The organism is Kitasatospora griseola, assembly GCF_014648555.1.
Classification (GTDB): Bacteria; Actinomycetota; Actinomycetes; order Streptomycetales; family Streptomycetaceae; genus Kitasatospora; species Kitasatospora griseola.
Genome location: NZ_BMRI01000007.1, coordinates 219,034 through 240,939 on the forward strand (window position 1 = coordinate 219,034; position 21,906 = coordinate 240,939).

Sequence of the window (21,906 nt, forward strand, 5' to 3'; positions counted from 1 at the left end):
CCAGCAGGGTGACGTTGGACGCCGCGCAGACCTTGGCCCGCAGGCGGTCCTCCAGGAAGGGGCGGCTGGTCTGGAGCACCGTGCCCACCGGCACGTTGCGCAGCAGGGAGCCGAAGAACACGATGTCGACCTCGCTCAGCGCGGTGGCGAGGGTGGCGCCGTCGGCGGCGAGTTCGTCGGCGAAGCCCGGGAAGAACTCCTCCAGGACGGTCGCGCCGCGGACCGTCAGCGAGTGCACGTGCGCCCCCTGCGGAGCGCCGCGCCGGGTCGTGCCGTCGCCCGTGAGGGTGTCGCGTTCGACGAGGGTGACCCGGTCGAAGACCTCGGCGAGGGCGCGGGCGGCGCACAGGCCGCTGATGCCGGCGCCCAGCACGAGGGCGTGGCCGGTGCCGGTCTCCGTACCGCGACGTGCCAGGTTCACCGTGGGATCCGATCCGTGAGGGGGTCGCAGGGGGCCCGTGCCCGCCACGCCGTTCCCTCACACCTGGCGACCGATGATGTGCGCCCGGTGATCGAACCCCGCCGCACCCGGCGCATCTCTGAACCACTTCCTTGACATTGCCATGCCGAGAACGTGTTCGTACCATCAGGCCTACCGGCGTCGATCCGCCGTCAACGAGCGCTAGCAGGAAGCGGGTTCGTCCATGACTGCTGCACCGCCCACCCTCCGTCGGCCCTTCGTCGGCCTCGCACTCCTCCTGGCCGCCGCACTGTTCGGCGCCGCCCCGAGCGCCACCCCCGCCGCCGCACAGCAGGCCCCCGCCCAACAGCCCACCGCACAGCAGGCCCCCGCCCAACAGGCCCCCGTCCGGCCCGCGGCGGCCGCGCAGAGCTGGGGCGACGACTTCAACGGCCCGGCGGGGGCGGCCGTCGATCCCGCCAAGTGGACGGTGGAGACCGGCGGTTCGGGCAACGGCAACCACGAGCTCCAGTACTACACGGCGGGCGCGGCGAACGCCGCGTTGGACGGGCAGGGGCACCTGGTGATCACCGCCCGGCGGAACACCGATGCGGGGCTGGGCTGTTGGTACGGGACCTGCCAGTACACCTCGGCGCGGCTGAACACCGCCCGCACCTTCGCGCAGGCGTACGGGCACTTCGAGTCGCGGATCAAGATCCCGCGCGGGCAGGGGATCTGGCCGGCGTTCTGGATGCTCGGCAACGACATCGGCACGGTGAACTGGCCGAACAGCGGCGAGATCGACGTGATGGAGAACATCGGGCGGGAGCCGGGCACGGTGCACGGCACCATTCACGGGCCGGGCTACTCGGGCGCGGGCGGCATCGGCGCGCCGTACTCGCTGCCGGCGGGGCAGGCGTTCGCGGACGACTTCCATGTCTTCGCCGTCGACTGGAGCCCGTCCGCCCTCACCTGGTCGGTGGACGGCCGCGCCTACCAGACCCGCACCCCGGCCGATCTGGGTGGCAACCGCTGGGTGTTCGACCACCCGTTCTTCGTGATCCTCAACCTGGCCGTCGGCGGCGACTGGCCCGGCAGCCCCGACGGGTCGTCCACGTTCCCGCAGACCATGGTGGTCGACTACGTCCACGCCACCACGTCGGGCACCGGCCCGCTGCCGTACACCGGCCGGATCACCGGCCCGGGCGGCATGTGCGTGGACGTGGCGGGGGCCTCCAGCGCCGACCGCACCCCGATCCAGCTGCACAACTGCACCGGCAACGCCGCCCAGCAGTGGACGGTCGGCCTCGACGGCACCGTCCGCGCACTCGGCAAGTGCCTGGACGTGGACGCGGCCTCGCACAGCGACGGCGCGGTGATCCAGCTGTACACCTGCAACGGCACCGGCGCCCAGCAGTGGTCGTACGGCGCCGGCCACGACCTGGTGAACACCGGCTCCGGCAAGTGCCTGGACTCCCCGAACGGCTCCTCCGCCGACGGCACCCGGCTCCAGCTGTGGACCTGCAACGGCACGCCCGCCCAGCGGTGGACCCTGGGCTGACGCACCGTCAGTTGGCGGCGACCGGCCCGAGCGGGGTGACCGCGACGGTGAGCCGGCCGGTGGTGTTGATCTTCGCGTTGTCGAAGGTCTGATCGGTGACGGAGAGCTGCACCAGCTGCCGGCTGTCCGTCACCACGCAGATGGCGCTGCCCCGCTGGAGGCCGAGGCTCGCCAGCGAGGAGCGGTCCCCGGTGCCGACCCGGAACCTCGTCAGCGAGCCGCTGTTCGCCGCCCGCAGGCAGGTCTCCCGGGTGACCGGCCCGTAGGGCGCCAGCACCCCGCCGATCCGCCCGTTGCCGGATGGGACCTCGAACTCCGCCGTCGCGGCGTCGACCATCAGCAGATCGATGTGCGCCCGGTCGCCGTCCGCACGCTGCTGCCACTCCTCGTCGGTCGTCAGCTGCGAGCGGCCGGACGGCAGGTCCAGGTCGATCACCTGCACCTTGCCCTGCGGGGCCCGCTCCAGCACGATCCGCTCCGGCGCCGGGCCCGGCGCGGCGGAGGTGGCGGAGCCGGCGGGCGCGCCGCTGCTCTCCGGCGCGCTCGGCGCCGGGGCCGGCGGCGCGGCGCGGTGCTCGCCCCGGTCGGCCAGGTACAGCCCGACCAGCAGCCCGCACACGATCAGCACCGCGACCACCGCCGCCGCGCTGCGTCGGCGCCCGCGCGCCGGTGACTGATCCGGATCCATCTGCACTCCCGAGTTCGCGTGGACGGCGGTCAATCGGTGACGGGCCCCAGCACGGTGACCTCGACGGTGAGGCGGCCCGCAGTGGAGGGATCGTCGTTGTCGAACTCCCGGTCGGTGACGACGGCCTGCACCAGCTGGTGGCGGTCCGTCAACACGCAGACGGCGCCGCCCGGTTGCAGCCCGGCCCGGTCGAGCTCGGAGCGGTACTGGTTGGAGATCCGGAGCCGCTCCAGCGAGCCGCTCCGGGCCGCCCGGAGGCAGGACTCCCGGGTGACGGGCTCGCCGGGCCTCAGCACCCCGGCGGTCCGGCCGCCCCCGGCCGGGACTTCGAACTCCGCCCAGGAGGCGTTGGACGTCACCAGGTCGAAGGACTTCTGGTCCTTGGCATCGCGCAGCCGCCACTCGTCGTCGGTGATCCGCTCCGAGCGGCCCGACGGCCGGTCCAGGTCGATCACCTGCATCGCGCCGAGCCCGCTCCGCTGCAGCACGATCTGCTCCGGCTTCGCCCCCGGGGCGACGGGTGCGAGGGGCGCGGCGCTGCTCGCCTGCGCCGTCACCGCAGGCCCGGGCGCCGGCGGTGCGGGGCGCTCCTCGTGCCGAGTGACCTGGTACAGCCCGAACACCAGGCCGGACACGCTCAGCACCGCGACCGCCCCGAGCACGACGCGGCCGCGCCCGGAGTCGTGGTGGTGCACGGTGTGCGAGTTGTCGACGGTCTGGCTCCGGCCGGCCTGGTAGGCGTCGCCGTCGCGGACCTGCGCGTCGAAGGACCGGTCGGGCCCGGTCACCGGTGGAAGACCTGGTCGCGCCCGGCCTGGTAGACGTTGCCGCGGGTGACGGTGGCGTGGAACACCGTGCCGCCGGCCGCGGGGCGCTGCTCGGGCGGCAGGGCGGGGGCGAGTTCCTCGTCCAGGACGCGGCGGATCTCGGCGGCGAGCGCCGGGTCGTCGCCGATCAGTCGGCGGAAGCGGCTCTCCCAGTCGCCCGCGAGGGAGGCCAGCGTCTCGTCCTCGGTGCCGGCCGCGCGGGCCCGCAGCACGTCCTCGCGGGAGTCGTCGAGTTCCTGCGAGATCGACTCGGCCCGCTCGGGGCGCAGTCGGCGCCATGCCCCGGTGACGGCGCTCTTGGCGCCCTCCCACACGTCGGTGGCCAGCAGCGTCACCACGGTGGTCGCCGCCTGCCCCGCGAGTACGGCCGCCGTGACCTGGTCCGGTTCCATCTGCGCTCCCCCGTTCGTCGGAAAGCGCACATGACAGCCATGATCTTCCGCTGCCCGCCCCTCGTTTGACGCGCCGTCACGGCTCGGTCGGGACCTGGCTGAGCGGGGCCGCCAGCGACTCCAGGCTGCGGCGCTCCGCCTTGACGCCGATCAGGGCCTCGACCAGGCCGGCCAGCGTCATCAGGCCCGCCCCGATGCAGAACGCCAGGGCGGCGTCGCCGACCTGGCCGCTGGAGACCAGGCCGTTGAAGAGCAGCGGGCCGGAGATGCCGCCGGCGGCGGTGCCGACGGCGTAGAAGAAGGCGATGCACAGCGCCCTGGTCTCCAGCGGGAAGATCTCGCTGACGGTGAGGTAGGCGGCGCTGGCCCCGGCGGAGGCGAAGAACAGCACGACCGTCCAGCAGGCGGTCATGGTGGTGGCGTCCAGCGAGCCGCGCTGGAACAGCCAGGCGGTGCCGAACAGCAGGACGCCGGAGCCGATGTACGTCCCGGCGATCATCGGTCGGCGGCCGACGGAGTCGAAGAGGTGGCCGAGCAGCAGCGGGCCGAGGAAGTTGCCGACGGCGATCACCGCGAAGTAGTAGCCGGTGTCGCCGGCGGGGACGTCGAAGAACGTGGTGAGGATCGCCGCGTAGCCGAAGGTGACGGAGTTGTACAGGAAGGACTGGCCGATGAACAGCGCCAGGCCGAGGACCGTGCGGCGCGGGTAGTGCGAGACCAGGGTGCGGCCGATGGTGACGAAGCCGATCGGACCGCGCTCGCGGATCCGGATCGGTGGTTCGTCCACCGGTGGCAGGGGCCCGCCGGTCTCCCGTTCGACGATCCGTTCGGCCTCGGCGACGATTTCCTCGGCCTCCCGGCGGCGGCCGTGGGTGATCAGCCAGCGCGGGCTCTCCGGGACGTGCCGGCGCACCAGCAGGATGACCAGGCCGAGCACCACGCCGATGCCGAACGCCAGCCGCCAGCCGACGTCGGTGGCGAACAGCGAGGTGTTGAGCAGCGCGATCGAGGCGAACGCGCCGATCGCGGCGCCGATCCAGAAGCTGCCGTTGACGATCAGGTCGATCCGGCCGCGGACCCGGGCGGGGATCAGCTCGTCGATGGCGGAGTTGATCGCCGCGTACTCGCCGCCGATGCCGAAGCCGGTGAAGAACCGGCACAGGAAGAAGAACCAGGCCGTCCAGGAGAACGCGGTGACGGCGGTCGCGGCGAGGTACACCGCGAGGGTGATCATGAACAGCTTCTTGCGGCCCAGCCGGTCGGTGAGCCAGCCGAAGAACAGCGCCCCGCAGCAGGCGCCGGCCACGTACAGCGCGGCGGCGGTGGTGGTGACCTGGGCGGTGCTGATCGCGATGCCGCTGCCGGGCTCGGCCAGCCGGGCGGCCAGGTTGCCGACGACGGTGACTTCCAGGCCGTCCAGGATCCAGACGGTGCCGAGGCCGATCAGGATCCGCCAGTGCCAGGGCGACCACGGCAGCCGGTCGAGTCTGCCGGGGACGGCGGTCTCCACGGCCACGGCCGACTGGCGTTGCGGTGCGGACATCTCGGCCTCCGTCGAACGTTCCCCCGCGCCCGGCCGTTCCGGACGCACCGTCAGCACGTGTGCCCGGTACGGGAGGTGGCGTACGCCTGGCCGTCGGCCGATCAGCTCAACGCGGAGCGGACCAGCGCGGCGGCCAGGCGGGCCAGGTCGTCACCGGGGACGAGGGCGGCGAGCGCGTCGGGGCTGCGGGGCAGGCCGAGTCCGGCGGCGGCGGTCAGCGCGCGGCGGTCGAAGAACGGGCGCAGTTCGGGCCAGACCAGCTGCGCCTCCCGGCGGAAGACGTCCGCGCCGACCGGGCCGATCCGGGGCACTTCGCGGAGCAGCCGGCCGATCGCGGCCGGGTCGCGGCCGGCCTCCTCGCGCAGCCGCCGCAGGTCGCCGCGCCAGCGCCGCCGGACGAGTTCGGCGCCCTCGCCGAGCGCGGTGGCGGTGCTCTCGTCGTAGCGGACGTAGTGGGCGCGGCCGAGCAGGTCCACCCGCTGCTGCCAGGTGGAGTCGGCCATCGCGCGCGGGGTGCGCAGCTTGGCGGCGAACAGTTCGCGGGCGGCGGCGACGGCGGTGTCGGCACGGATCCGGATCGCGCACAGCTGGGTGAGGACCAGCAGTCGGTACAGCGGTGCGGGGGTGTCGCGCAGCCGGATGCCGGCCTGTTCGGCGTAGGTGGTGCCGTGGCGGTCGAGCAGGTCGGCGACGGCGGTCATGGGTCGACGGGCGGCCGGGCCTCCAGGTGGTCGCCGAGGATGCGGGTGTCGAAGCGGGGCTGCGGGGCGGTGGCGGGGCCCTGGACGGGGTGGCCGTCGCTGAGCCGGAACCGGGACCGGTGCACGGGGCACTGCACGCAGCCGTCGATCAGTTCGCCCGCGGCGAGCGAGCCGGCCATGTGGGTGCAGCGGTCGGCGAGGACGGTCCAGCTGTCGTCGGAGCCGTGCACCACGACCACGGCGACCTCGCCGAGCCGGCGGCGCACCGGGACGTCGGCGGGGAAGTCGTCGGTCTCGCCGAGCGGGTGCCAGTCGGGCGGGGCGAGCCGGAACTCGGCCTCGGCGTGGGCGGCGCCGGCGGCCTGCCGGAAGGCCAGGTGCCCGCCGAGCGCGGCGGTGAGGCCGATGACGGTGGTGCCGCTCAGTCCGAGCATCCGGCCGCGCAGCGGGTGGCCGTGGCGGCGGGCGCGCAGCGAGCACAGGTGCAGCAGGGCGCCGGTGACGGCGCTCGCGGCGTGCACCAGTCCGGTGCGGCGCTGGGCGGGCGGCAGCCGGGACCAGTCGACCCAGCCGGACCACAGCACGGGCGGCAGGCTGATCAGCCCGGCGGCGGTCAGCCGGCGGGCGGCCCGCTCGTCACCGCCGGTGACGTCGAGCAGTCCGGCGGCCAGCCAGCAGCCGATCGGGGTCTGGACGAGCGCCGGGTGCAGCGGGTGGCCGAGCGGGACGCCGTGCAGGACGTCGCGGGCACGGCCGAGCGGCAGGGCCTGGATGAAGTCGGCGAGGCGCTCGGCGACCGGGTCGAGGAACGTCCAGTGCCCGGGGACGTCCAGCCAGTCGGCGGGGCCTGAGTGCAGTTGTTCCATGTGGGGGCGGCTGTCCGTTGCGGCCTGCCTCAAACCCGGGGGCGGGACCTCAGCCGGCGCCGCGCTCCTCGACGAAGGACTTGAACCGTTCCAGATCGCCGCGCACCCGCCGGTCGATCACGCCCATGGTGTCGGCGGCGTGGTGGGCCGTCCCCTGCGGGTCGTAATCCATCGCGAGGCGCACCTCGCAGCGGTCGTCGTCGAGCCGGGCGAAGCTGACCACGCCCTCCTGCCGGATGTCTCCGCCGACGGCCTGCCAGGCGATCCGCTGCTCGGGCTGCCGGTCGACGATCTCGGCGTCGAACTCGCGCGGGACGCCGGAGAAGCTGGTGCGCCAGTGGCTGTGCCGCTCGTCGATCCTGGTCACCTGTTCGACGCCGTCCATGAAGCGGGGGAAGTCCTCGACCTGCGTCCACTGGTCGTACGCGGTGCTCAGCGGGACGTCCACCTCGACGGTCTCCTGGATCATGCTCATGCGCTCTCTCCTCCGGCTCTCGTCGCATCGCCCCCAGCCGGGCGTCTGACCGGTTCGGGGTGGGTCAAACCCGTACGGTCCGCGGGCGGGCGGAGCGTCTCCAGCCACACCCGTTTGCCGCCGCCGGGAACGGGCTCGCTGCCCCAGACCGCGGCGAGCCGGTCGACCACCCGCAGCCCGTGGCCGCCGGGCCGGGCGGGGGCGCACCGTGCGCGCAGCACCGGCATCCGGTCGTCGCCGTCGCACACCGCGACCCGCAACAGCGGTCCGCACCTGGTCAGTTCCAGCGCGTACGGGCCGACCGCGTGCTGGCAGGCGTTGGTGACGAGTTCACTGGTCATCAGCAGGACGTCCTCGGCGGCGGCCCTCCCGTCGGCGTCCCGCGCGGGCAGCCAGCCCCACGCCAGCAGGGCCCGGCGGGTGAACTCGCGGCTGCGGGCGACTGCCCCCGACGCGGCGTCCAGCGGCAGGCGGCGGCGCTCGGTGCGGCCCGCCACGGGCCGGTCCCGCCCTCGCTGCCCGCCCGGCCCTCTCGCACCGACGGCAGGTCGCGGGTCCACGGTACGAACACCTCCTGCCGACCGATGCGGCTCTCCGCCCGAGGGCGGCTCGGTCCGCGCGGCTACCCGGTCCGGCGAGGCTCAATCACTCGCGGTGTCCGTCGCGACCCCCGTCCCGCCCTCGATCTGTTCGCGCAGCCCGGTCAGGGTGGCGGCGAGGATCCGCGAGACGTGCATCTGCGAGACGCCGATCTCGTGGGCGATCTCGCTCTGGGTGAGTCCGCCCCAGAACCGCAGCAGCAGCACGGTGCGCTCCCGCTCGGGCAGCCTGCTGAGGAACGGCCGGGCGGCGACGCGCAGTTCGGCGAGTTCGAGTTCCGGGTCGCAGCAGCCGAGCCGGTTGATCAGGGCGCTGCCGGTGTCGTCGGAGTCGTCGTCGCGCAGCGAGTCCAGCGAGTCGCAGCGGCACAGCCGTCCGGCATCCAGCCCCTCGGCCGCCTCGGCCTCGGTGACGTGCAGTTCCTCGGCGAGTTCGGCGGTGTCGGGCAGCCGACCGAGGTCCTGTTCGAGCCGGTCGGAGGCGCGGGCGGCGGCCAGGTAGCGCTCCTGCACGCTGCGCGGGACCCGCAGCGGCCACGAGGTGTCCCGGAAGAACCGCTTGATCTCGCCGGAGATGGTCGGGATCGCATAGGTGACGAACTCGACGCCGCGGTCCGGGTCGAACCCGTCGACGGCCTTGATCAGGCCGATGGTGCCGACCTGCAGGATGTCGTCGAGCTCCTCGGGGCGGTGCCGGAACCGGGCGGCGACGAACCGCACCAGCGGCATGTTGAGTTCGATCACGGTGCCGCGCACATAGCTGTACGTCGGCTCCTCGCGCGGCAGTTCGGCCAGCCGCCGGAACAGCGCGTCGCTGAGCCCCCGGGCCTCGAACTTGCCCATGGCGCGCATCTCGCGCCGGGTCGGCCGGTACATCGGGTCGATGTCGCGCACCGGGTCAGCAAGGCGCGTCGGGTCGGCGCGGTGCACCGGGTCGGCGCTCGGGCCGGTGGCGGCGGGGCCGCTCGTGGCGCGGCGCTGGTGACGGTCGTCGTGCGGCCGGGCGGCGGCGCGGCGGTGCGCCGACGGCTGGCGGCTGATCATGGTGGTCACGGGGAGTCATCTCCCGGGGACGGCGAGGGACCCGCTGCGCCGCCCCGGCGGGCGGCCCGCTGCGCGTCGAACGGCCGGCGAGCATGCGGGTCGGGCACACCGGGCGGTGCGCTCGGTGCGACGCCCCACTCGTACCCGATCGATTGCCGTTGAACCGGATCGAACACGATTCGTCCGGATCGATCCGGGTATGCGCGACGTGACCCGCCCGGCGACGGAAGGAGAGCGATCATGCCCACCGGATCGAGCCCCAAGCGGGAGCGCCAGTACGAGCACGAGGCCCGGCGGCGCGACGTCGAGGGCCGTTCGAAGATGAACAAGCACCAGCTCGAAAACACCCTGGGGCGGTGAGCACGATGACCATGCCGATCCCCGTCGACCCCGACGTCCGGCCGCCCGAACCGCCGGACAGCCCCCCGCGCCCCACCGACCCGCCCGGCCCGTTCGGCCCCTCGCCGGTGCCGCCGGACCCGGACCCGCCGCTCTCCCCGCCCGTCCCGACCGAGCCGCAGCCGCCGAGCCCGACCCCGCCCGGCCCGGAGCCCACACCCGAACCCGAGCCCCAGCCGGCCACTCCCCCACCGGGCGGGTAGCCGCCGGCCCGGCCTGACGTCGCGTCACTTCACCGCGCGCTCCTCCTTCGTGGCGGCGAAGAACTCCAGCAGCCGGGCGTTGACCAGCTCCGGACGCTCCAGGGTGAGGCCGTGCCCCGCGCCCGGAACGATCTCGGCCCGCACCGACGGGATCAGGGCCTCGACGCGGGCCAGCACCCGGCCCGGGCGCAGCAGGGCGCTGCGGGAGCCGATCAGGACCAGCACGGGGAGGGCGATGCGGCGCAGTTCCTCGTCGGTGAACGGGGGCGCGGCGGGGCGGCTCGCCGGCTTCCAGGTGCGCATGGCGAGCATCATCGGCTTGAGCATCTCGGGCGGGGCGACGAGGGCGGGGTTGGCGAGCAGCCGGGCAACGGCGGGGCGCAGCCGGCGGGGGGCGAGCATGCCGAACAGGCCGGCGACCATGTGGAGGTAGAACCGGGCGGGGACCTTCTCGATGCCGCCCGGGTCCAACGGCGTGACGGTGGCGAGCCGTTGCGGCTGCCGGATCGCCTGGTTGAGCGCCAGCCAGCCGCCGTACGAGACGCCGACCAGGTGCACCCGCTCCAGGTCGAGTCCGGCCAGCACCTCGCCGAGCCATTCGGCGTTCTCGGCCGGCCCGGCGGCGACGGCGCGCTGCACGCTGCGGCCGGGGTCGTCGAGGGTGGAGATCGCGTACACGGGGTGGTGGGCGCCGAGCGCGGCGATCTGCGGGTACCAGTTGGCGGGGTGGCCGGCGTGTCCGTGCAGCAGCACGACGGGGTCGCCCGTACCGGTTCCCCCGTAGTGGTGGACGTGGACGGTGCCGTAGGAGGTCTCGACGTCGAGGGCATAGTGCGGGGCGGGCCACAGCTCCATGGCCCGGTCGTAGGCGTCGAGGAACGCGGTGCGGGCTTCCTCGCCGGCGAAGTGTCCGACGCTGGTCCTGGTCATGATCCCCTCCTGAACGCTTGATGGTATGTTTGTACCACAAAAACGTTCGAAGGGATCGGGATGCCGAAGCTGGTCGACCACGAGGAACGGCGGGCCCTGATCATCGACGCCCTGCTGCGCGACGCCGCGCGGACGGGCCTGCACGCCGTCACCATGCGCTCCGTCGCCCAGGAGGCGGGCATCTCCGTCCGCCTGGTGCAGTACTACTTCGACACCAAGGAGCAGCTCCTCCTCGCCGCCCTCACCCGCCTCGGCGTCCGGATGGGCGAGCGCGTCCGCGACCGCGTCCGGGCCGCCACCGCCGGGTCGGCCGCGCCGCTGTCCCCCCGCGAGATCGTCGAGGCGGTGCTCGTGGAGGCCGTCCCCACCGACGAGGAGAGCCGCACCTTCCACCTCGTCTACACCGCGTACGCCGTCCTCTCGGTCACCGACCCGGCGCTCGCCGGCCAGTCCTTCCTGGCCGCCCCCGACGAGATGGAGGCCTTCCTGGTCGACCGGCTCACGGCCGCCGCCGTCACCGACCCGCACCTCGAAGCTGTCGCCCTGCTCGCGCTCTCCGCCGGCCTCGGCCTCAGCGTCCTGCTCGGCCAGCGCACCCCCGAGGCCGCCACCGCCGTCCTCCACCACCACCTGGGCCGCCTGTTCCGCGCCCCCTGATCCCGCTCCCTCCGGATGGCCCCCACCGGGGTGCCGCCCCACCCGCCGACTGGTTCTGTCGAACCAGGTCGGGGGCCCCCAGCATCCAGGAGCACGCAGTGATATCGACGTGGAGATTTCTGGCCGTGACCGGCGCGACGGTGGCGGCCTGCGCCGCCCCGCTCACCACCACGACCGCGGCGGCCGCCCCCTCGGCGACCCGCATCGTGACGAACATGTACTTCGGGAACACCGCCGTGACCGAGAACGGCGGCTACATGCTCTCCCAGGTGCACTGCCCCCGCGGAACGGTCGTCACCGGCGGTGGATTCCGGATCGAGGGGGTCGGCTTCCTGGTCGAGAACTCGACGCCCTTCAACGCCGTCGACGGCGGCCCCGCGGTCGGCTGGTCGGCCGACGGCGTCGAGCCCCCCGGAAACGGCCGGACCACACTGACCGCCGTCGTGATGTGCGCGAGCTGACCCGCCCGGCCCGGCTGCCGTCCGCGTCGCAACCGTCGCCGGGACGGCCGGGGCGCCGCTGTCCACGCACTGCGCGCCGCACCTCCGCGCGTCCGCCGCTGCGGCCCGGCCGCTGATTGGGCGGCCCGCCGCCGGGCAGACGCAGCACGACACGGAGCAACGGAGCCAGCGAAAGGACGTGGACCATGCTGCTGCTCGGACTCCTCCTGTTCGCCGCGTCCGGCGCGTTCGCCGGACTGCTGATCGCCGACAACCTCGGCGGCGGACCCGAGACGGGCGTCACGGTGCTCGGCCACCACATCGGCGACATCAGCACCCTCGGCGCGTTCCTCGCCGGAATCGCCCTGACGCTGCTGGCCGCCGCCGGCATCGCCCTGGTGGCCGCCGGCCTGCGCCGGCACCGCCGCCGTCGCGTCGCCCACCGGGTCGCGACGGACGAGCCCGTGGTCGTCGACCGCGCCGCCGACCCGACGGTCGGCCCGAGCGGCACCGGCACCGTCGACCCCACCGCCACCGCGCAGCGGCCGCCCGGCGGTCCACGCCACCGCTTCACGCACTGAACCCGCAAACCCACGGACCCACGAACCCACGAACTCTCGGACCCGAATCCACGAAGCCACGAAGCCACGAACCCGCCGCCTGACAGCGCGAGAAGGGACACCCTGATGAGTGACGCCTCCGACCGGATCAAGCACCGCACCGAGGAAGCCGTCGGCGCCGCGAAGGAGAAGGCCGGCGCCGCCACCGGCAACGAGCGGCTGGAGCAGGAGGGCCGCGGCGACCAGGCCGAGGCCCAGGCCAAGCAGACCGCCGACAAGGCGAAGGACGCGATCAAGGAGGGTGTCGACAGGGTCAAGGGCGCCTTCAAGCGCTGACCCGCAGACCGTCGCACGCCCGCCCCCGACGACCGGTCGGGGGCGGGCTGCCGTGAGCGGCACCTCACTCCTCGGCGCGACCGGCCCCAGCCCCGGCCCCGCGTCGTGCGAGGCGGCGGTGCTCCCGCTCGGCCCAGCGCCGCACCCGGGCGGGATCCAGCGGGGTGCCGTGGCCGACGTGCAGGCGGGCCGGGTCGAGGTCGAGCATCGAGCGGAGGCTGGCGAGGTTCTGCCGGGGATCGTCGTGGAAGGGCGGGTTGGCGGGCCGGCCGGGGATCAGGCCCATGAAGGAGCCGGCGATCAGGTCACCGGCGACGAGGTCGCCGCTGTCGGTGAGGACGGAGACCGATCCGGCGGTGTGGCCGGGCGTCGGCATGATCCGCGCCTCGACCCCGAACTCCTCCAGGCTCGTCACGCCGCGGACGAGCACCTCGGGTTCGAACGGCTCGGCCCGAACGTGGAGCTTCCGGTTGCGGGCCATCAGGCGTCCCATCGGACCGGTGGGCCGGTACGGTTCGCGGACGCGGCCCGAGCAGTACGGCCCGAGGTCGGCGACGTGGCCGGCCAGGGGCGCGCCGGTGAGCCGGTGCAGTTCGGCGGCGGAGCCGAAGTGGTCGATGTGGCCGTGGGTGATGACGATCAGCGCGAGGTCGGCGGGGTCCACGCCGCGGGCGGCGAGCCCGTCGTGGATCTTCCGGCCGCTGCCGGGAGTTCCGGCGTCGACCAGGACGGGCCTGCGGCCGAGCAGCAGGTAGGCATTAATGTTGTGCCGGCCCATGACCGGGATCGGGACGACCTTCGTGCGGGACATGCTTCTCCTCCGAGGGAGTTCGGGGTACGGGTCGATGCCGCGTGCGGGCACGGCCGGGCCCGGCCACCCGTGCGCGCGGGTTCGGGGTACGGGTCGATGCCGCGTGCGGGCACGGACGGGCCCGGCCACCCGTGCGCGCGAGCACGGACGGCCGGTGGACGGCGGGAGTGACGGAACGTCAGAAGCGGCGACGGTATTCGGCCGGGGTGGTTCCGAGCCTGCGCCGGAACACGCGGTGCAGGGTCTCCACGGAGCCGAGGCCACTGACGGCGGCGACCTCGGGCAGGCTGCGGTCGCTGTCCTCCAGCAGCCGCCGGGCGGCCTCCAGCCGGGCCGCCTCCACAGAGGCGCCGGGCGTCATGGCGGTGCGCCGGTGGAACAGCCGGGTGAAGTGACGCGTGCTCACGTGGAGGCGGGCTGCCAGGGCTTCGAGGGACAGGTCCTCGGTGAGGTGCTCGGCGATCCACCGGCGCAGCTCGTCGACCCGGTCGTCCGAAGCGGTCCGGACCGAGAGCGGCACGCTGAACTGGCTCTGCCCGCCGGAGCGTTTGACGTACATCACCATCGTCCGGGCGGTCATCAGCGCGAGGTCCTGGCCGTGGTCCTCGGCGACCATGGCCAGCGCCATGTCCATCCCCGAGGTGATGCCGGCGCAGGTCCACAGCCGTCCGTCCCGGATGAAGATCGGGTCGGGGTCGACCCGGACACCGGGGTACTCGGCGGCCAGCCGGTCCGCGGTCAGCCAGTGCGTCGTGGCGGGCCGGCCCTCCAACAGCCCGGCGGCGGCCAGCAGGTGCGCCCCGGCACAGATCGACCCGGTCCGCCCGGCCCGTGGCGCCGCGCCGCGCAGCCACTCGGTGACGGCGTGGTCGATCACCGGCCGCACCCCACCGTCGACGAGCTCGATCGCGCCCGACACCAGCAGGGTGTCGACCGGATCGGCCACCTCGTCGAACGTCAGGTCCGCCATCAGCCGCACCCCGCTGGAGGTGGTCACCGGGCCACCGTCCACCGTCGCGATCCGCACCAGGTACCCCGGCCGGTCGCCGCCCCCGACACGCGAGGCGACCGAGAACACCTCGGCCGGCCCGGTGACGTCCAGCAGTTCGATGCCGGGGAAAGCGGCGATCACGACACGGTGCGGTGCAGGCATGTCTCGATCCTTCCGCCCGGACGGACATGGCCGCAACGACCAGGTTCTGTCAGATCGGGCCATGCCGCGCCTCGCGGGTGAGCGGCGCGACGGCGGCCCCGCCGACGATCAGCCCGGGCCGCCGTGGCGGCGATCGCGACGTTCAGCAGCGCCGCTGTGGCGCCGATGGCGACGTTCAGCAGCCGGAGCCGCACCGGGCCGGCGGTCGGTGCGAGCAGCCCCGGCCGTTCTCGGGCATCGTCCTGCGACCCTCTCCGCGCTCGGGTCCGTTCGCGGTGCCGGACCCGGAAACGACTTCGGCACAACAGTGGGTGTGCGGGCGGGCGTTGGGGGTAGACGGGCCGAAACGCCGGGACCGCTCCGGCGGGACCCGGGACCGTCCTGAGGAGGAAACGCCATGGCAGCGGACGCCGCGGCCGCGCTGTTCGACATGGACGGCGCCCTGGTGAACACCCCGTACCCGCACGCCCTCACCCAGTGGAAGGCACTGTGGCAGTTCGGCCACCAGGTGCTGGACCCCGGCGTGCCCGCCCGCACCGGGGCCGGTGTCCGGTGAGCGTCGCGAGGGGTCCGGCAGCCTCGGCGCGGCGGGCCGCGTACCGACTCCGCGCGATGGCCTGGACGGCGCTGTGCGCTCTCTGCGGGAACCCCGAGGCAGGCCCGCCGCTGCGCCGACCCGCACCCGGCACCGCGGGCGGCGCGGGCGTCATTGGGACGGGCGGAGGCGGGTCCGGGGCGGCATGACGCGTGGCGGTGAGCACGGCGGTCGGTACGGCTCACCCACCCGGGGGCTCCAACTGCCGGCCGAACTACGGGTCGACATCGAACGCGCGACCGCGCGGGCCGCCCCGATGGTTCACCCGCCGGGCGCGTACGTGGGCCGACTTCGCACGCCCGGCTCTCGTCCGACCCGTTTCTGCGCGCCCGGCGCACGCGACCGCCTGTCGCGCGCCCCTCAGCCGCCGCCCGACCCGCCCCCCGGCGCGTGAAGTTCGCGGAACACCGCCCACCCGACCGACAGCACCGGCACCGCGACCGCCGCGCCGACGATCCCGCCGAGGGTGCCGCCGATGGCGACCGCCAGGGCGATCGCGACGGGGTGCAGGCGTACCGCCCAGCCCATCACCAGCGGGTGCAGAACGTGGCCCTCCAACTGTCCGACCACCACGATCAGGACGAGCACCACCAGCGCGGTCACCGGCCCCCGGGTGGCGAGCGCGACCAGCGAGGCCACGGCCAGGGCGATCGGTGAGCCGATCAGCGGGATCAGCGCCGCCACGAACTCCAGGAAGGCCAGCGGCACGGCGAGCGGCACACCAAGCACGGCCAGCGCGACGCCGACCACGACGGCGTTGGTGCCCGCGACCAGGAACAGGCCGCGGGTGTAGCCGGCGAAGGTGCGCCACGCGGCCTGGCCGGCTCGCTGCCACACGCCGCCGGCGCGGGTGGGCAGCAGGGACGTCGCCCAGCTCCACATCCGCTCCCCCGAGTGCGCGAAGAACACCGCGCAGAACAGCGCCAGCGCACCGGCGGCCGCCGCCTCCACCACCCAGCCCGCGCCGGTCACGGCCGTGGACAGCACGGTCTGCCGGTGGGTGCTGATCAGCTGGCCGAGCCGCTGCCGCAGGTCGCCGAGGGTGCCGGCCCGGGCGTGGAACGGTGGGCCCTCCAGCCAGTGCTCCAGCCGGTCCAGCCCGCCGCGCACCTGCCCGCCGAGCTGCCCGGACTGCGACCTGACCACCACCGCGAGCAGTGCCGCCAGCCCGGCGAGCACCACCAGCGCACCCAGCACGGTGAGCAGCACCGCGAGCGCTCGCGGCATCCGACGGGCCAGCAGGTCGACGGCCGGGCGCAGCACCGCGGTGACGACCAGCGCGACGAACACCGCCACCACCGGCAGCAGCAGTCGGCTGACGATCAGGTACCCGGCGTACCCGGCGACCGCGACGGCGAGCAGCCGCCACGCCCGCCCGGCCGCCCGTTCCAGCCCGGTCCGCCGGACGGGCACGCCGGTGCCGCGCGCGAGCGCCGCCCGCCGCCGCGGCCCGGCCGGCCGGCTGCCGAGCGGCGCGCGAACCCTGTCGTCCTGCCGTCCGTCCGTGCGTTCGGGCATCAGCGCCCCACCTCCCGCTGCCGCGCCTGCCCGACCCGCTCCACCCCTTGCCGGGCCCGCCCGCGCACGGCACGACTCCCCGGGCCTCCCGCCCGCACCGTCACCCACCGCCCGGTCACCCACCGCCCAGGGCCGCACCGGCTCGGACGGCACAGGAGGACCCCGTCCCCCGAGCCCGCCCGGGCCGCACCCCGCCGTCCTCCGTGCCTGCCGGTGCCCATCCCGGTTCCACCTCCTCCCGGCCCACTCTCCTGTGTCGTTCTCCCGACGGCACTCGCAACTCGGGCGTGGCCCATGAACGCACAACCGCCTGCTTCCGGCCGCGACGCCACTCGCTGCGTCCCCGGATCGGCCCACAATCGCCGCTCCGCCCGCCGCCCCCCGGCGGTCCGGACCGGAGGCCGTTTCCACCGTCCGCTCCCGGGCAGACGCCCGAATGAGCAGAGAAGCAGAAGCGCCAGGCAGAAGGAGGTGGACACCATGGGGAGACTCAGCGTTCCGGTGATCTGCGGGCTCTCCGGTGATCTGGCCATTCCCGCCCAGCAGGTGGTCGAACTGCTGCGGGCGCTGCCCAAGGAGTGGCAGGAGTGGGCGGACCGCGACGACAACAGGCTCGACCCGGTGACCACCGCGGTGCTCGCCGACCTGGTTCGCCAGCTCGCCGACCAGATCGACCTGGCCTGCATCGAGATCGCCAGCACAGCCTGAACCGCCGAACCACCGAACCACCGAACCACCGCACCGGCGGCCGACCGGGCTCCGCAGCTCGCCCGTCCGGCCGGTGACCGACCGACCTGCCGAGGTGGCACACCCGTGCCACAGAAACCGCGGGTGTCGGTCGGACTACCGGAGGGCGATGCGCGCTCTCAGGATCGGGCGCAGGCGGTCGACGTCGGCCCGGGTCCTGACGGTGAACGCGACGGTGAAGAGCTTGCCGCGAAGAGGCTCGTCCCGGATCGTCCGCGCCAGGTCCGGGGTGAGGCCCGGCAGCGTGGCGACGGTGTCACGGAGGCGCTCGGCGAACAGGAAGTTGCAGGTCGTGACGTTGCCGTCGACCGCGATCCAGGCAACGGTCCGTGCCCGGTTGGCAGCCTTGACCAGCCATCCGCCGTCGCGGAACCACCGCCACAGCGCCTCGACCCCGGCCTCCGCCAGCTCCCGTATCAACGCGTCCCAGCCCTCGACCGCCGGGCCCAGCGCATCGGCGACCAGGTCGGGGGTCGGCTCGACCTCGGGGTCCACGAACGGATTCGCCACGCTGCGAGGCTAGCCCCGGTCGGGACGGTCCGAGGGCGGGGCACGCGGACGCCGGGTGGCCGGTGACGCGAGAACGGCCGACCCCGGCGTCGCAACGGAAGCGGAAAGCGCTTACCGACCTTGCCTCGGGCCGCCACGGGCCGCCACGGCGGGGAATCGGAAACCGCTTTCCGCAGGCCGCCGGAGCAGCCCGGTTTCCGGTTCGCGGAGTCGGGCAAGCGCGCCGGGGAGGGGGTGGGACAGCGGACGAAGAGGTGCGTGACGATGGCGACCGAACAGGGGCTGGACCTGTTGGAACAGCTGACGACCGACCATGAGGTGCTGCGGGTGCGCTTCAGCGAACTGGCGGGTCTGCCACTGGGCGATCCGCGTCGCGACCGGCTGGCGTCCCTCACCGCCGACACGCTGGTGCGGCACCTGGCAGCGGAGGACGAGTACCTGTACCCGCTCGCCCGTGACGGTCGCCCGCCCCATGACGACGCGGTGGCCCACGGCCTGCAGACGCACACGGCGCTGTACGGGTTGGTGCGCGAGCTGGAGACGACCGCGGCCGGCTCGACCGAGTTCGACCGGCTGCTGGCCCGGCTGATCGAGGAGGCGACGGGACACTTCGGGCTGGAGGAGGCCCAACTGTTCCCGACCGTCCGCGCGAACGCCGCCCCGCCCCGGCTGACGGTGCTGGGCGAGCAGGCCCGCGAGACCGAACGCACCGCCTCGCCCCACCCCGGCCCCGCCGGACCACACGAGTCCCTGCCCCCGGACGACCTCGTCGCACCCGAACTGACCTGGCACGAACGCATGCACCGCCGCTTCCGGTTCGGCGACACCCGCGAGAACTGAGCCGGAGCCCGCGGGGCGGGGGGACCGCGAGAGCCGGGAGCGGACGGTCGAGATGAACGAGCTGAACGACGTCACCGTCGCTTTCCTGGCGGCGCCCAAGGGGACGGAGCAGGTCGAGCTGACCTCGCCGTGGCAGACGGTCGTGGACCACGGCGGGACACCGCGACTGGTGTCGACGAAGCCGGGGCGGATCCGAGCGTTCCACCGTCTGGAGCGGGCGGACGCGTTCACGGTGGACGCGGTCGCCGCAGACACCTCGGCCGCCGACTTCGACGCGCTGGTGCTGCCGGGAGGCGTGGCGAATCCGGACTTCCTGCGCATCGACCGGCACGCCGTGGACTTCGTCAGCGGGTTCTTCACGCGCGGCAAGCCCGGATGCCGTCAATGGGGCGTCCGGCGCGCTCGTTCCAGCCGCCCCAGTTCTTATGGGCGGCCAGCGTATCGAGGTTGACGATCGCGTAGCCCTTGGAGTGCCGGTGGACCTTCAGCCCGGCGATGAACGCGCCCGTCTCGACGTGCAGGGCGGCCTTCGCGACGACGCGGGCCTTGCGTTCCTCGGCCTCCAGCTTGAGCACGCCCATCACCCCCAGCAAAGCGGCGACCACGGCGTCGAGGTCAGGTCGGACTTCCGCCGCTCTGGCCACCGCCTTCCACGATCACACTGACGAAGCGCATGCGGTCGGACGCGCCGTGGTGGGCGCGCGCGGCGGGTCCACCACCGCCCACCGGGTGCCGGGGTCGCCCTGATCGGCGAAGGACAGGGCGGACCACTTGTCGATCACGGTGTCCGGCGGGAGGACGACCTTCCGGCGGATCGGCGGGGCCCATCCGACCTGGGCGCCGACCGGTGCCCGCCAGCCTGCGGCGTCGCCGACCGGCTGAACCCACGCCCAGTACGTGGCGGACGGGCCGGGTGCCGGCCGGAAGTCCCCGTAGCCGTCATCGACCATGACGACGGTGTGGATAGTGACACGCGTGCGCCCGCGTTCCAGCAGGCTCACGCGGCACCCCGCCAGTCCTCGGGGTCGGGGAACGGGTAGCCGGTGCGCAGCCCGCGCGAGACCGCTTCTCGGCGGCCGGTCACGGACTTGAGGTCGGCGAAGTCCAGGGTGGTCAAGGGGGATGCCTCCAGGCCAGGGCCTCGGCAAAGTCGCAGGATGTCCGCTTCGTGATCCTGTGAGTCCGAGGAGGTTGAGTGCGCGGGTCGCGTCGCGGGCGTTGCGGCGTAGGCGGCTGCGATGTTGCGGACACCGTCGAGTCGTAGGGCGCCGATGGAGAGGTTGCGCCAGGTGGCCATCGTGCGAGGCCTCCTCGGTGAAGGTCACGTTTCGCACGTGGTGCAGGGGCTCCACCTGCCGGTGATCACGTACCGGTCTCGCGAGTTGGACGGCGGTGACCTGCGCCGCAGCCAGGCTGGTGACCGCGGGTCTTCACCGTGGCTTTGCCGGTCTCGCGGTCCACTCGGGAGCGCTTGATAGCGATGCTTATAGGCTGGTTCCGTGGAATACAGGGAACTCGAAGCGGACATTCTTCAGCTGATCATCGGAGCCAGCGAGCACAGCGTTCGTGTCTTCGGGGAGGAAACAGTCACCCGCCTGGTACGCCCGGAGCTGCTCCAGCATGCCGCCGAGGACGAGCTCACCCAGGATGCCTGGGCGGCGCTCACCACCGCCCGCGAGAACGTCTTGACGATCAGCGCCGCCGAGCTCAGTGGCCAGCTTGCGACGATCGATGACGGCATCCTGGCCGATGGCGACCTGGACGGTGGGATCCTCACCATCGTCAACGCACTCGCGCACTGGAAGGACTACCTGGAAGAGAGACGGCGCGGTGAGCTCTACGAGCTCGCCATCCGCTCGATCGAAGACGTCGACCACGAGGTCTCAGCCGATCTCCACGACTTCCTCGCCACACCGCAGATGGTCGCCGAGTACGAACGCATCCGTCGGCTACTCACCGCATAGTGTTTCTGATGGCAGAAGTCAGGAGTGGTACGCGGAGCGGGGCTTCGGTGAAGTCGTGTGTCGTCTGTTTCGTGATCAGCTGAGCCCGAGGAGGGCGAGCGGTCGGTCCGCGTTGCGGGCGTTGTGTCGTAGGGCAGCCGCGATGTTTGTCGCGCCGGACAGTCGCAGGGCTCCGATGGCGAGGTTGCGCCAGGTGGCCATCGCGCGGGGTGCGTTGCCGGTGCGCAGTTGCGAGGCGTCCTCGGCGAAAGTCGTGTCTCTGACGTGGTGCAGGGCCTCCACCTGCCAGTGGTCCCGGATCAGGGTCGCGAGTTGGGCTGGAGTGGCCTGGTCGGGGGTCAGGCTCGTGACGGCGTAGATGGTCTTGACCGTGGTCCTGCCGGTCTTGCGGTCGGTGCGGCGGCGCTTGATCTGGACGGCCTGCCGTGCACCGGGGAAGAGCAGGTTGTTCACGGTGGCCACCTTGATCCGCCTGATCTCCGAACGCCCGTGGCCGGCGTTCTTCGTGCGGCCCTGGAGCGGGATCTCCATCCAGGGAAGGGCTTTGAGCTGCTTGCGGAGCTTCTTCTGGTTGCCCTTGACAATCACGATGTAGTGGGCTTCGCGGTCCAGGAGGTAGTCGGCGTGCTCGCGCTGGGTATGCAGGGCGTCGCTGGTGATGACCACGCCACCAGGGGGAAGCCGTGGATGCGGCCGAGGGTGGACTCCCGCAGCGCAGCGCCGCCGTTGGCGGACTCGTTCGCCCGCAGGATGTTCTGGTCGTTCAGGAGGTAGAACGCGGCCTCCGCGCCGAGGACGGCGACGCGGCCCTCCTTCGGGATGTTCTGGCTGTTGAGCTGGACGCGGAGCCGGCCGAGGGCCTTGCGGATCATCTGGCCGGCGTGCTCGTCGGAAGCCGCCTTGGTGAGGTCCACCGGGATCTTCGCGGCGGTGGCGACGTCCGGGAACTCGTTCATCACGGTGGCGACCTTGCGCTCCAGGCGCTCGGTGATGCTGTCCACCTGCGGGACCATCACCTGCTCGCCGAACGAGAGGAGATCCAGGGTGAGTTCGGCGTCGGAGAGGTCCACCGCGGAGTAGGCGTGGGTGTCCATCTTGACGGTCAGCAGACCCTCGTTCAGGTTCTCCGACTGGATCCAGGTCGAGG

At 73.4% G+C, this 21,906-nt stretch carries 29 protein-coding genes and 1 pseudogene; 11 read left to right on the forward strand and 19 right to left on the reverse strand.

Translation table 11 applies throughout. The features are described 5' to 3' along the window. Positions 1–421: FAD-dependent oxidoreductase (locus IEZ12_RS11985; protein WP_189272016.1), on the reverse strand; the 421-nt coding region annotated here is incomplete at its 3' end. Positions 422–644: 223 nt separating this feature from the next. On the opposite strand from IEZ12_RS11985, the gene IEZ12_RS11990 reads away from it, so the two are divergent. Further along, positions 645–1,961, forward strand: a complete 1,317-nt coding sequence (locus IEZ12_RS11990) for a glycoside hydrolase family 16 protein (RefSeq protein WP_189272017.1) — start codon at positions 645–647, stop codon at positions 1,959–1,961. A gap of 7 nt (positions 1,962–1,968) precedes the next feature. Here the strand turns inward: IEZ12_RS11990 and IEZ12_RS11995 are convergent, their stop codons facing one another. From IEZ12_RS11995 to IEZ12_RS12035, 9 genes are all read right to left on the reverse strand, one after another. After that, positions 1,969–2,649 carry a hypothetical protein gene (locus IEZ12_RS11995; protein WP_189272018.1) on the reverse strand — a complete coding sequence of 227 codons (681 nt, stop codon included), beginning with the start codon at positions 2,647–2,649 and terminating at the stop codon, positions 1,969–1,971. A gap of 29 nt (positions 2,650–2,678) precedes the next feature. After that, complete coding sequence (locus IEZ12_RS12000; RefSeq protein WP_189272019.1) at positions 2,679–3,437, reverse strand: hypothetical protein; 759 nt, start codon at positions 3,435–3,437, stop codon at positions 2,679–2,681. Then, a complete protein-coding gene (locus IEZ12_RS12005; protein ID WP_189272020.1) occupies positions 3,434–3,868 on the reverse strand; it encodes a hypothetical protein in 435 nt (144 codons plus the stop codon). The genes IEZ12_RS12000 and IEZ12_RS12005 overlap by 4 nt, the downstream gene beginning before the upstream one ends. A gap of 76 nt (positions 3,869–3,944) precedes the next feature. After that, the gene (locus tag IEZ12_RS12010) at positions 3,945–5,411 is read right to left on the reverse strand and encodes an MFS transporter (protein ID WP_189272021.1); all 1,467 of its coding nucleotides are present in this window, start codon (positions 5,409–5,411) and stop codon (positions 3,945–3,947) included. 101 nt (positions 5,412–5,512) lie between these two features. Next, positions 5,513–6,112, reverse strand: coding sequence for a hypothetical protein (locus IEZ12_RS12015; protein WP_043907784.1), 600 nt, complete (start codon positions 6,110–6,112; stop codon positions 5,513–5,515). After that, positions 6,109–6,978 (reverse strand): Rieske (2Fe-2S) protein, encoded by an 870-nt coding sequence (locus IEZ12_RS12020; protein WP_189272022.1) that lies wholly within the window; start codon positions 6,976–6,978, stop codon positions 6,109–6,111. Before IEZ12_RS12020 ends, IEZ12_RS12015 begins: the two co-directional genes overlap by 4 nt. 49 nt (positions 6,979–7,027) lie before the next feature. Next, on the reverse strand, positions 7,028–7,453 hold the full coding sequence (locus IEZ12_RS12025; RefSeq protein WP_189272023.1) for an SRPBCC family protein: 426 nt from the start codon (positions 7,451–7,453) through the stop codon (positions 7,028–7,030). Then, positions 7,450–7,950, reverse strand: coding sequence for an ATP-binding protein (locus IEZ12_RS12030; RefSeq protein WP_189272024.1), 501 nt, complete (start codon positions 7,948–7,950; stop codon positions 7,450–7,452). The genes IEZ12_RS12025 and IEZ12_RS12030 overlap by 4 nt, the downstream gene beginning before the upstream one ends. Before the next feature lie 144 nt (positions 7,951–8,094). Further along, positions 8,095–9,096, reverse strand: a complete 1,002-nt coding sequence (locus IEZ12_RS12035; RefSeq protein ID WP_229847465.1) for a SigB/SigF/SigG family RNA polymerase sigma factor — start codon at positions 9,094–9,096, stop codon at positions 8,095–8,097. Between the two features lie 356 nt (positions 9,097–9,452). Here IEZ12_RS12035 and IEZ12_RS12040 point away from each other — a divergent pair, with 356 nt between their 5' ends. After that, positions 9,453–9,698 (forward strand): hypothetical protein, encoded by a 246-nt coding sequence (locus IEZ12_RS12040; protein WP_189272025.1) that lies wholly within the window; start codon positions 9,453–9,455, stop codon positions 9,696–9,698. 24 nt (positions 9,699–9,722) lie between these two features. Here IEZ12_RS12040 and IEZ12_RS12045 read toward each other — a convergent pair whose 3' ends face one another. Further along, a complete protein-coding gene (locus tag IEZ12_RS12045) occupies positions 9,723–10,628 on the reverse strand; it encodes an alpha/beta fold hydrolase (protein WP_229847455.1) in 906 nt (301 codons plus the stop codon). 60 nt (positions 10,629–10,688) lie between these two features. Here IEZ12_RS12045 and IEZ12_RS12050 point away from each other — a divergent pair, with 60 nt between their 5' ends. The 4 genes from IEZ12_RS12050 (at position 10,689) to IEZ12_RS12065 (ending at position 12,621) form a co-directional block, all read left to right on the forward strand. After that, positions 10,689–11,285, forward strand: a complete 597-nt coding sequence (locus tag IEZ12_RS12050) for a TetR/AcrR family transcriptional regulator (RefSeq protein ID WP_189272026.1) — start codon at positions 10,689–10,691, stop codon at positions 11,283–11,285. A 125-nt stretch (positions 11,286–11,410) separates the two neighbouring features. Next, positions 11,411–11,746, forward strand: a complete 336-nt coding sequence (locus tag IEZ12_RS12055) for a hypothetical protein (RefSeq protein ID WP_189272027.1) — start codon at positions 11,411–11,413, stop codon at positions 11,744–11,746. A 185-nt stretch (positions 11,747–11,931) separates the two neighbouring features. Continuing rightward, positions 11,932–12,306: a hypothetical protein gene (locus IEZ12_RS12060; protein ID WP_189272028.1), complete on the forward strand. Its 375-nt coding sequence runs from the start codon at positions 11,932–11,934 to the stop codon at positions 12,304–12,306. A 105-nt stretch (positions 12,307–12,411) separates the two neighbouring features. After that, positions 12,412–12,621, forward strand: a complete 210-nt coding sequence (locus IEZ12_RS12065) for a CsbD family protein (RefSeq protein ID WP_043907793.1) — start codon at positions 12,412–12,414, stop codon at positions 12,619–12,621. 64 nt (positions 12,622–12,685) lie between these two features. On the opposite strand, the gene IEZ12_RS12070 is transcribed toward IEZ12_RS12065, so the two are convergent. Together IEZ12_RS12070 and IEZ12_RS12075 are read right to left on the reverse strand one after the other, a co-directional pair. Continuing rightward, on the reverse strand, positions 12,686–13,432 hold the full coding sequence (locus IEZ12_RS12070; protein ID WP_189272029.1) for an MBL fold metallo-hydrolase: 747 nt from the start codon (positions 13,430–13,432) through the stop codon (positions 12,686–12,688). 178 nt (positions 13,433–13,610) lie between these two features. After that, positions 13,611–14,585, reverse strand: coding sequence for a GlxA family transcriptional regulator (locus IEZ12_RS12075; protein WP_189272030.1), 975 nt, complete (start codon positions 14,583–14,585; stop codon positions 13,611–13,613). 397 nt (positions 14,586–14,982) lie between these two features. Between IEZ12_RS12075 and IEZ12_RS12080 the strand changes: the two genes are divergently transcribed. After that, entirely contained in the window at positions 14,983–15,141 is a 159-nt protein-coding gene (locus IEZ12_RS12080; RefSeq protein WP_189272031.1) for a hypothetical protein, read from the forward strand. A gap of 399 nt (positions 15,142–15,540) precedes the next feature. Here IEZ12_RS12080 and IEZ12_RS12085 read toward each other — a convergent pair whose 3' ends face one another. Then, complete coding sequence (locus IEZ12_RS12085) at positions 15,541–16,698, reverse strand: AI-2E family transporter (protein ID WP_189272032.1); 1,158 nt, start codon at positions 16,696–16,698, stop codon at positions 15,541–15,543. A gap of 480 nt (positions 16,699–17,178) precedes the next feature. Between IEZ12_RS12085 and IEZ12_RS12090 the strand changes: the two genes are divergently transcribed. Further along, entirely contained in the window at positions 17,179–17,406 is a 228-nt protein-coding gene (locus IEZ12_RS12090) for a DUF6213 family protein (protein ID WP_152644837.1), read from the forward strand. A gap of 135 nt (positions 17,407–17,541) precedes the next feature. Here IEZ12_RS12090 and IEZ12_RS12095 read toward each other — a convergent pair whose 3' ends face one another. Then, complete coding sequence (locus IEZ12_RS12095; protein ID WP_189272033.1) at positions 17,542–17,955, reverse strand: DUF3788 family protein; 414 nt, start codon at positions 17,953–17,955, stop codon at positions 17,542–17,544. Positions 17,956–18,219: 264 nt separating this feature from the next. Between IEZ12_RS12095 and IEZ12_RS12100 the strand changes: the two genes are divergently transcribed. Together IEZ12_RS12100 and IEZ12_RS12105 are read left to right on the forward strand one after the other, a co-directional pair. Continuing rightward, entirely contained in the window at positions 18,220–18,795 is a 576-nt protein-coding gene (locus IEZ12_RS12100) for a hemerythrin domain-containing protein (RefSeq protein WP_189272034.1), read from the forward strand. 52 nt (positions 18,796–18,847) lie between these two features. Continuing rightward, on the forward strand, positions 18,848–19,246 hold the full coding sequence (locus IEZ12_RS12105) for a DJ-1/PfpI family protein (protein ID WP_189272035.1): 399 nt from the start codon (positions 18,848–18,850) through the stop codon (positions 19,244–19,246). Here IEZ12_RS12105 and IEZ12_RS12110 read toward each other — a convergent pair. Next, positions 19,152–19,376: a DUF5403 family protein gene (locus IEZ12_RS12110; RefSeq protein ID WP_229847466.1), complete on the reverse strand. Its 225-nt coding sequence runs from the start codon at positions 19,374–19,376 to the stop codon at positions 19,152–19,154. The two genes, IEZ12_RS12105 and IEZ12_RS12110, sit on opposite strands and share 95 nt — an antisense overlap. A gap of 75 nt (positions 19,377–19,451) precedes the next feature. Further along, a complete protein-coding gene (locus IEZ12_RS12115) occupies positions 19,452–19,745 on the reverse strand; it encodes a hypothetical protein (RefSeq protein WP_189272037.1) in 294 nt (97 codons plus the stop codon). A gap of 549 nt (positions 19,746–20,294) precedes the next feature. On the opposite strand from IEZ12_RS12115, the gene IEZ12_RS12120 reads away from it, so the two are divergent. Continuing rightward, a complete protein-coding gene (locus IEZ12_RS12120) occupies positions 20,295–20,759 on the forward strand; it encodes a hypothetical protein (protein ID WP_189272038.1) in 465 nt (154 codons plus the stop codon). Positions 20,760–20,993: 234 nt separating this feature from the next. Here IEZ12_RS12120 and IEZ12_RS12125 read toward each other — a convergent pair. Together IEZ12_RS12125 and IEZ12_RS12130 are read right to left on the reverse strand one after the other, a co-directional pair. Continuing rightward, positions 20,994–21,425 (reverse strand): annotated as a pseudogene (locus tag IEZ12_RS12125) (ISAs1 family transposase); the annotation flags it as partial. Further along, the coding region (locus IEZ12_RS12130; RefSeq protein WP_189272039.1) for a major capsid protein at positions 21,344–21,906 on the reverse strand (563 nt) is incomplete at its 5' end. The pseudogene IEZ12_RS12125 and the gene IEZ12_RS12130, both read right to left, overlap by 82 nt.

Bases quoted from the DNA above. Each gene is read 5' to 3' on its own strand.
- IEZ12_RS11990 (WP_189272017.1), top strand. From the start codon at position 645: ATGACTGCTGCACCGCCCACCCTCCGTCGGCCCTTCGTCGGCCTCGCA.
- IEZ12_RS11995 (WP_189272018.1), bottom strand. From the start codon at position 2,649: ATGGATCCGGATCAGTCACCGGCGCGCGGGCGCCGACGCAGCGCGGCG.
- IEZ12_RS12005 (WP_189272020.1), bottom strand. From the start codon at position 3,868: ATGGAACCGGACCAGGTCACGGCGGCCGTACTCGCGGGGCAGGCGGCG.
- IEZ12_RS12010 (WP_189272021.1), bottom strand. From the start codon at position 5,411: ATGTCCGCACCGCAACGCCAGTCGGCCGTGGCCGTGGAGACCGCCGTC.
- IEZ12_RS12015 (WP_043907784.1), bottom strand. From the start codon at position 6,112: ATGACCGCCGTCGCCGACCTGCTCGACCGCCACGGCACCACCTACGCC.
- IEZ12_RS12020 (WP_189272022.1), bottom strand. From the start codon at position 6,978: ATGGAACAACTGCACTCAGGCCCCGCCGACTGGCTGGACGTCCCCGGG.
- IEZ12_RS12025 (WP_189272023.1), bottom strand. From the start codon at position 7,453: ATGAGCATGATCCAGGAGACCGTCGAGGTGGACGTCCCGCTGAGCACC.
- IEZ12_RS12035 (WP_229847465.1), bottom strand. From the start codon at position 9,096: ATGATCAGCCGCCAGCCGTCGGCGCACCGCCGCGCCGCCGCCCGGCCG.
- IEZ12_RS12045 (WP_229847455.1), bottom strand. From the start codon at position 10,628: ATGACCAGGACCAGCGTCGGACACTTCGCCGGCGAGGAAGCCCGCACC.
- IEZ12_RS12050 (WP_189272026.1), top strand. From the start codon at position 10,689: ATGCCGAAGCTGGTCGACCACGAGGAACGGCGGGCCCTGATCATCGAC.
- IEZ12_RS12060 (WP_189272028.1), top strand. From the start codon at position 11,932: ATGCTGCTGCTCGGACTCCTCCTGTTCGCCGCGTCCGGCGCGTTCGCC.
- IEZ12_RS12065 (WP_043907793.1), top strand. From the start codon at position 12,412: ATGAGTGACGCCTCCGACCGGATCAAGCACCGCACCGAGGAAGCCGTC.
- IEZ12_RS12070 (WP_189272029.1), bottom strand. From the start codon at position 13,432: ATGTCCCGCACGAAGGTCGTCCCGATCCCGGTCATGGGCCGGCACAAC.
- IEZ12_RS12075 (WP_189272030.1), bottom strand. From the start codon at position 14,585: ATGCCTGCACCGCACCGTGTCGTGATCGCCGCTTTCCCCGGCATCGAA.
- IEZ12_RS12080 (WP_189272031.1), top strand. From the start codon at position 14,983: ATGGCAGCGGACGCCGCGGCCGCGCTGTTCGACATGGACGGCGCCCTG.
- IEZ12_RS12085 (WP_189272032.1), bottom strand. From the start codon at position 16,698: ATGCCCGAACGCACGGACGGACGGCAGGACGACAGGGTTCGCGCGCCG.
- IEZ12_RS12090 (WP_152644837.1), top strand. From the start codon at position 17,179: ATGGGGAGACTCAGCGTTCCGGTGATCTGCGGGCTCTCCGGTGATCTG.
- IEZ12_RS12100 (WP_189272034.1), top strand. From the start codon at position 18,220: ATGGCGACCGAACAGGGGCTGGACCTGTTGGAACAGCTGACGACCGAC.
- IEZ12_RS12105 (WP_189272035.1), top strand. From the start codon at position 18,848: ATGAACGAGCTGAACGACGTCACCGTCGCTTTCCTGGCGGCGCCCAAG.
- IEZ12_RS12110 (WP_229847466.1), bottom strand. From the start codon at position 19,376: ATGGGCGTGCTCAAGCTGGAGGCCGAGGAACGCAAGGCCCGCGTCGTC.
- IEZ12_RS12115 (WP_189272037.1), bottom strand. From the start codon at position 19,745: ATGGTCGATGACGGCTACGGGGACTTCCGGCCGGCACCCGGCCCGTCC.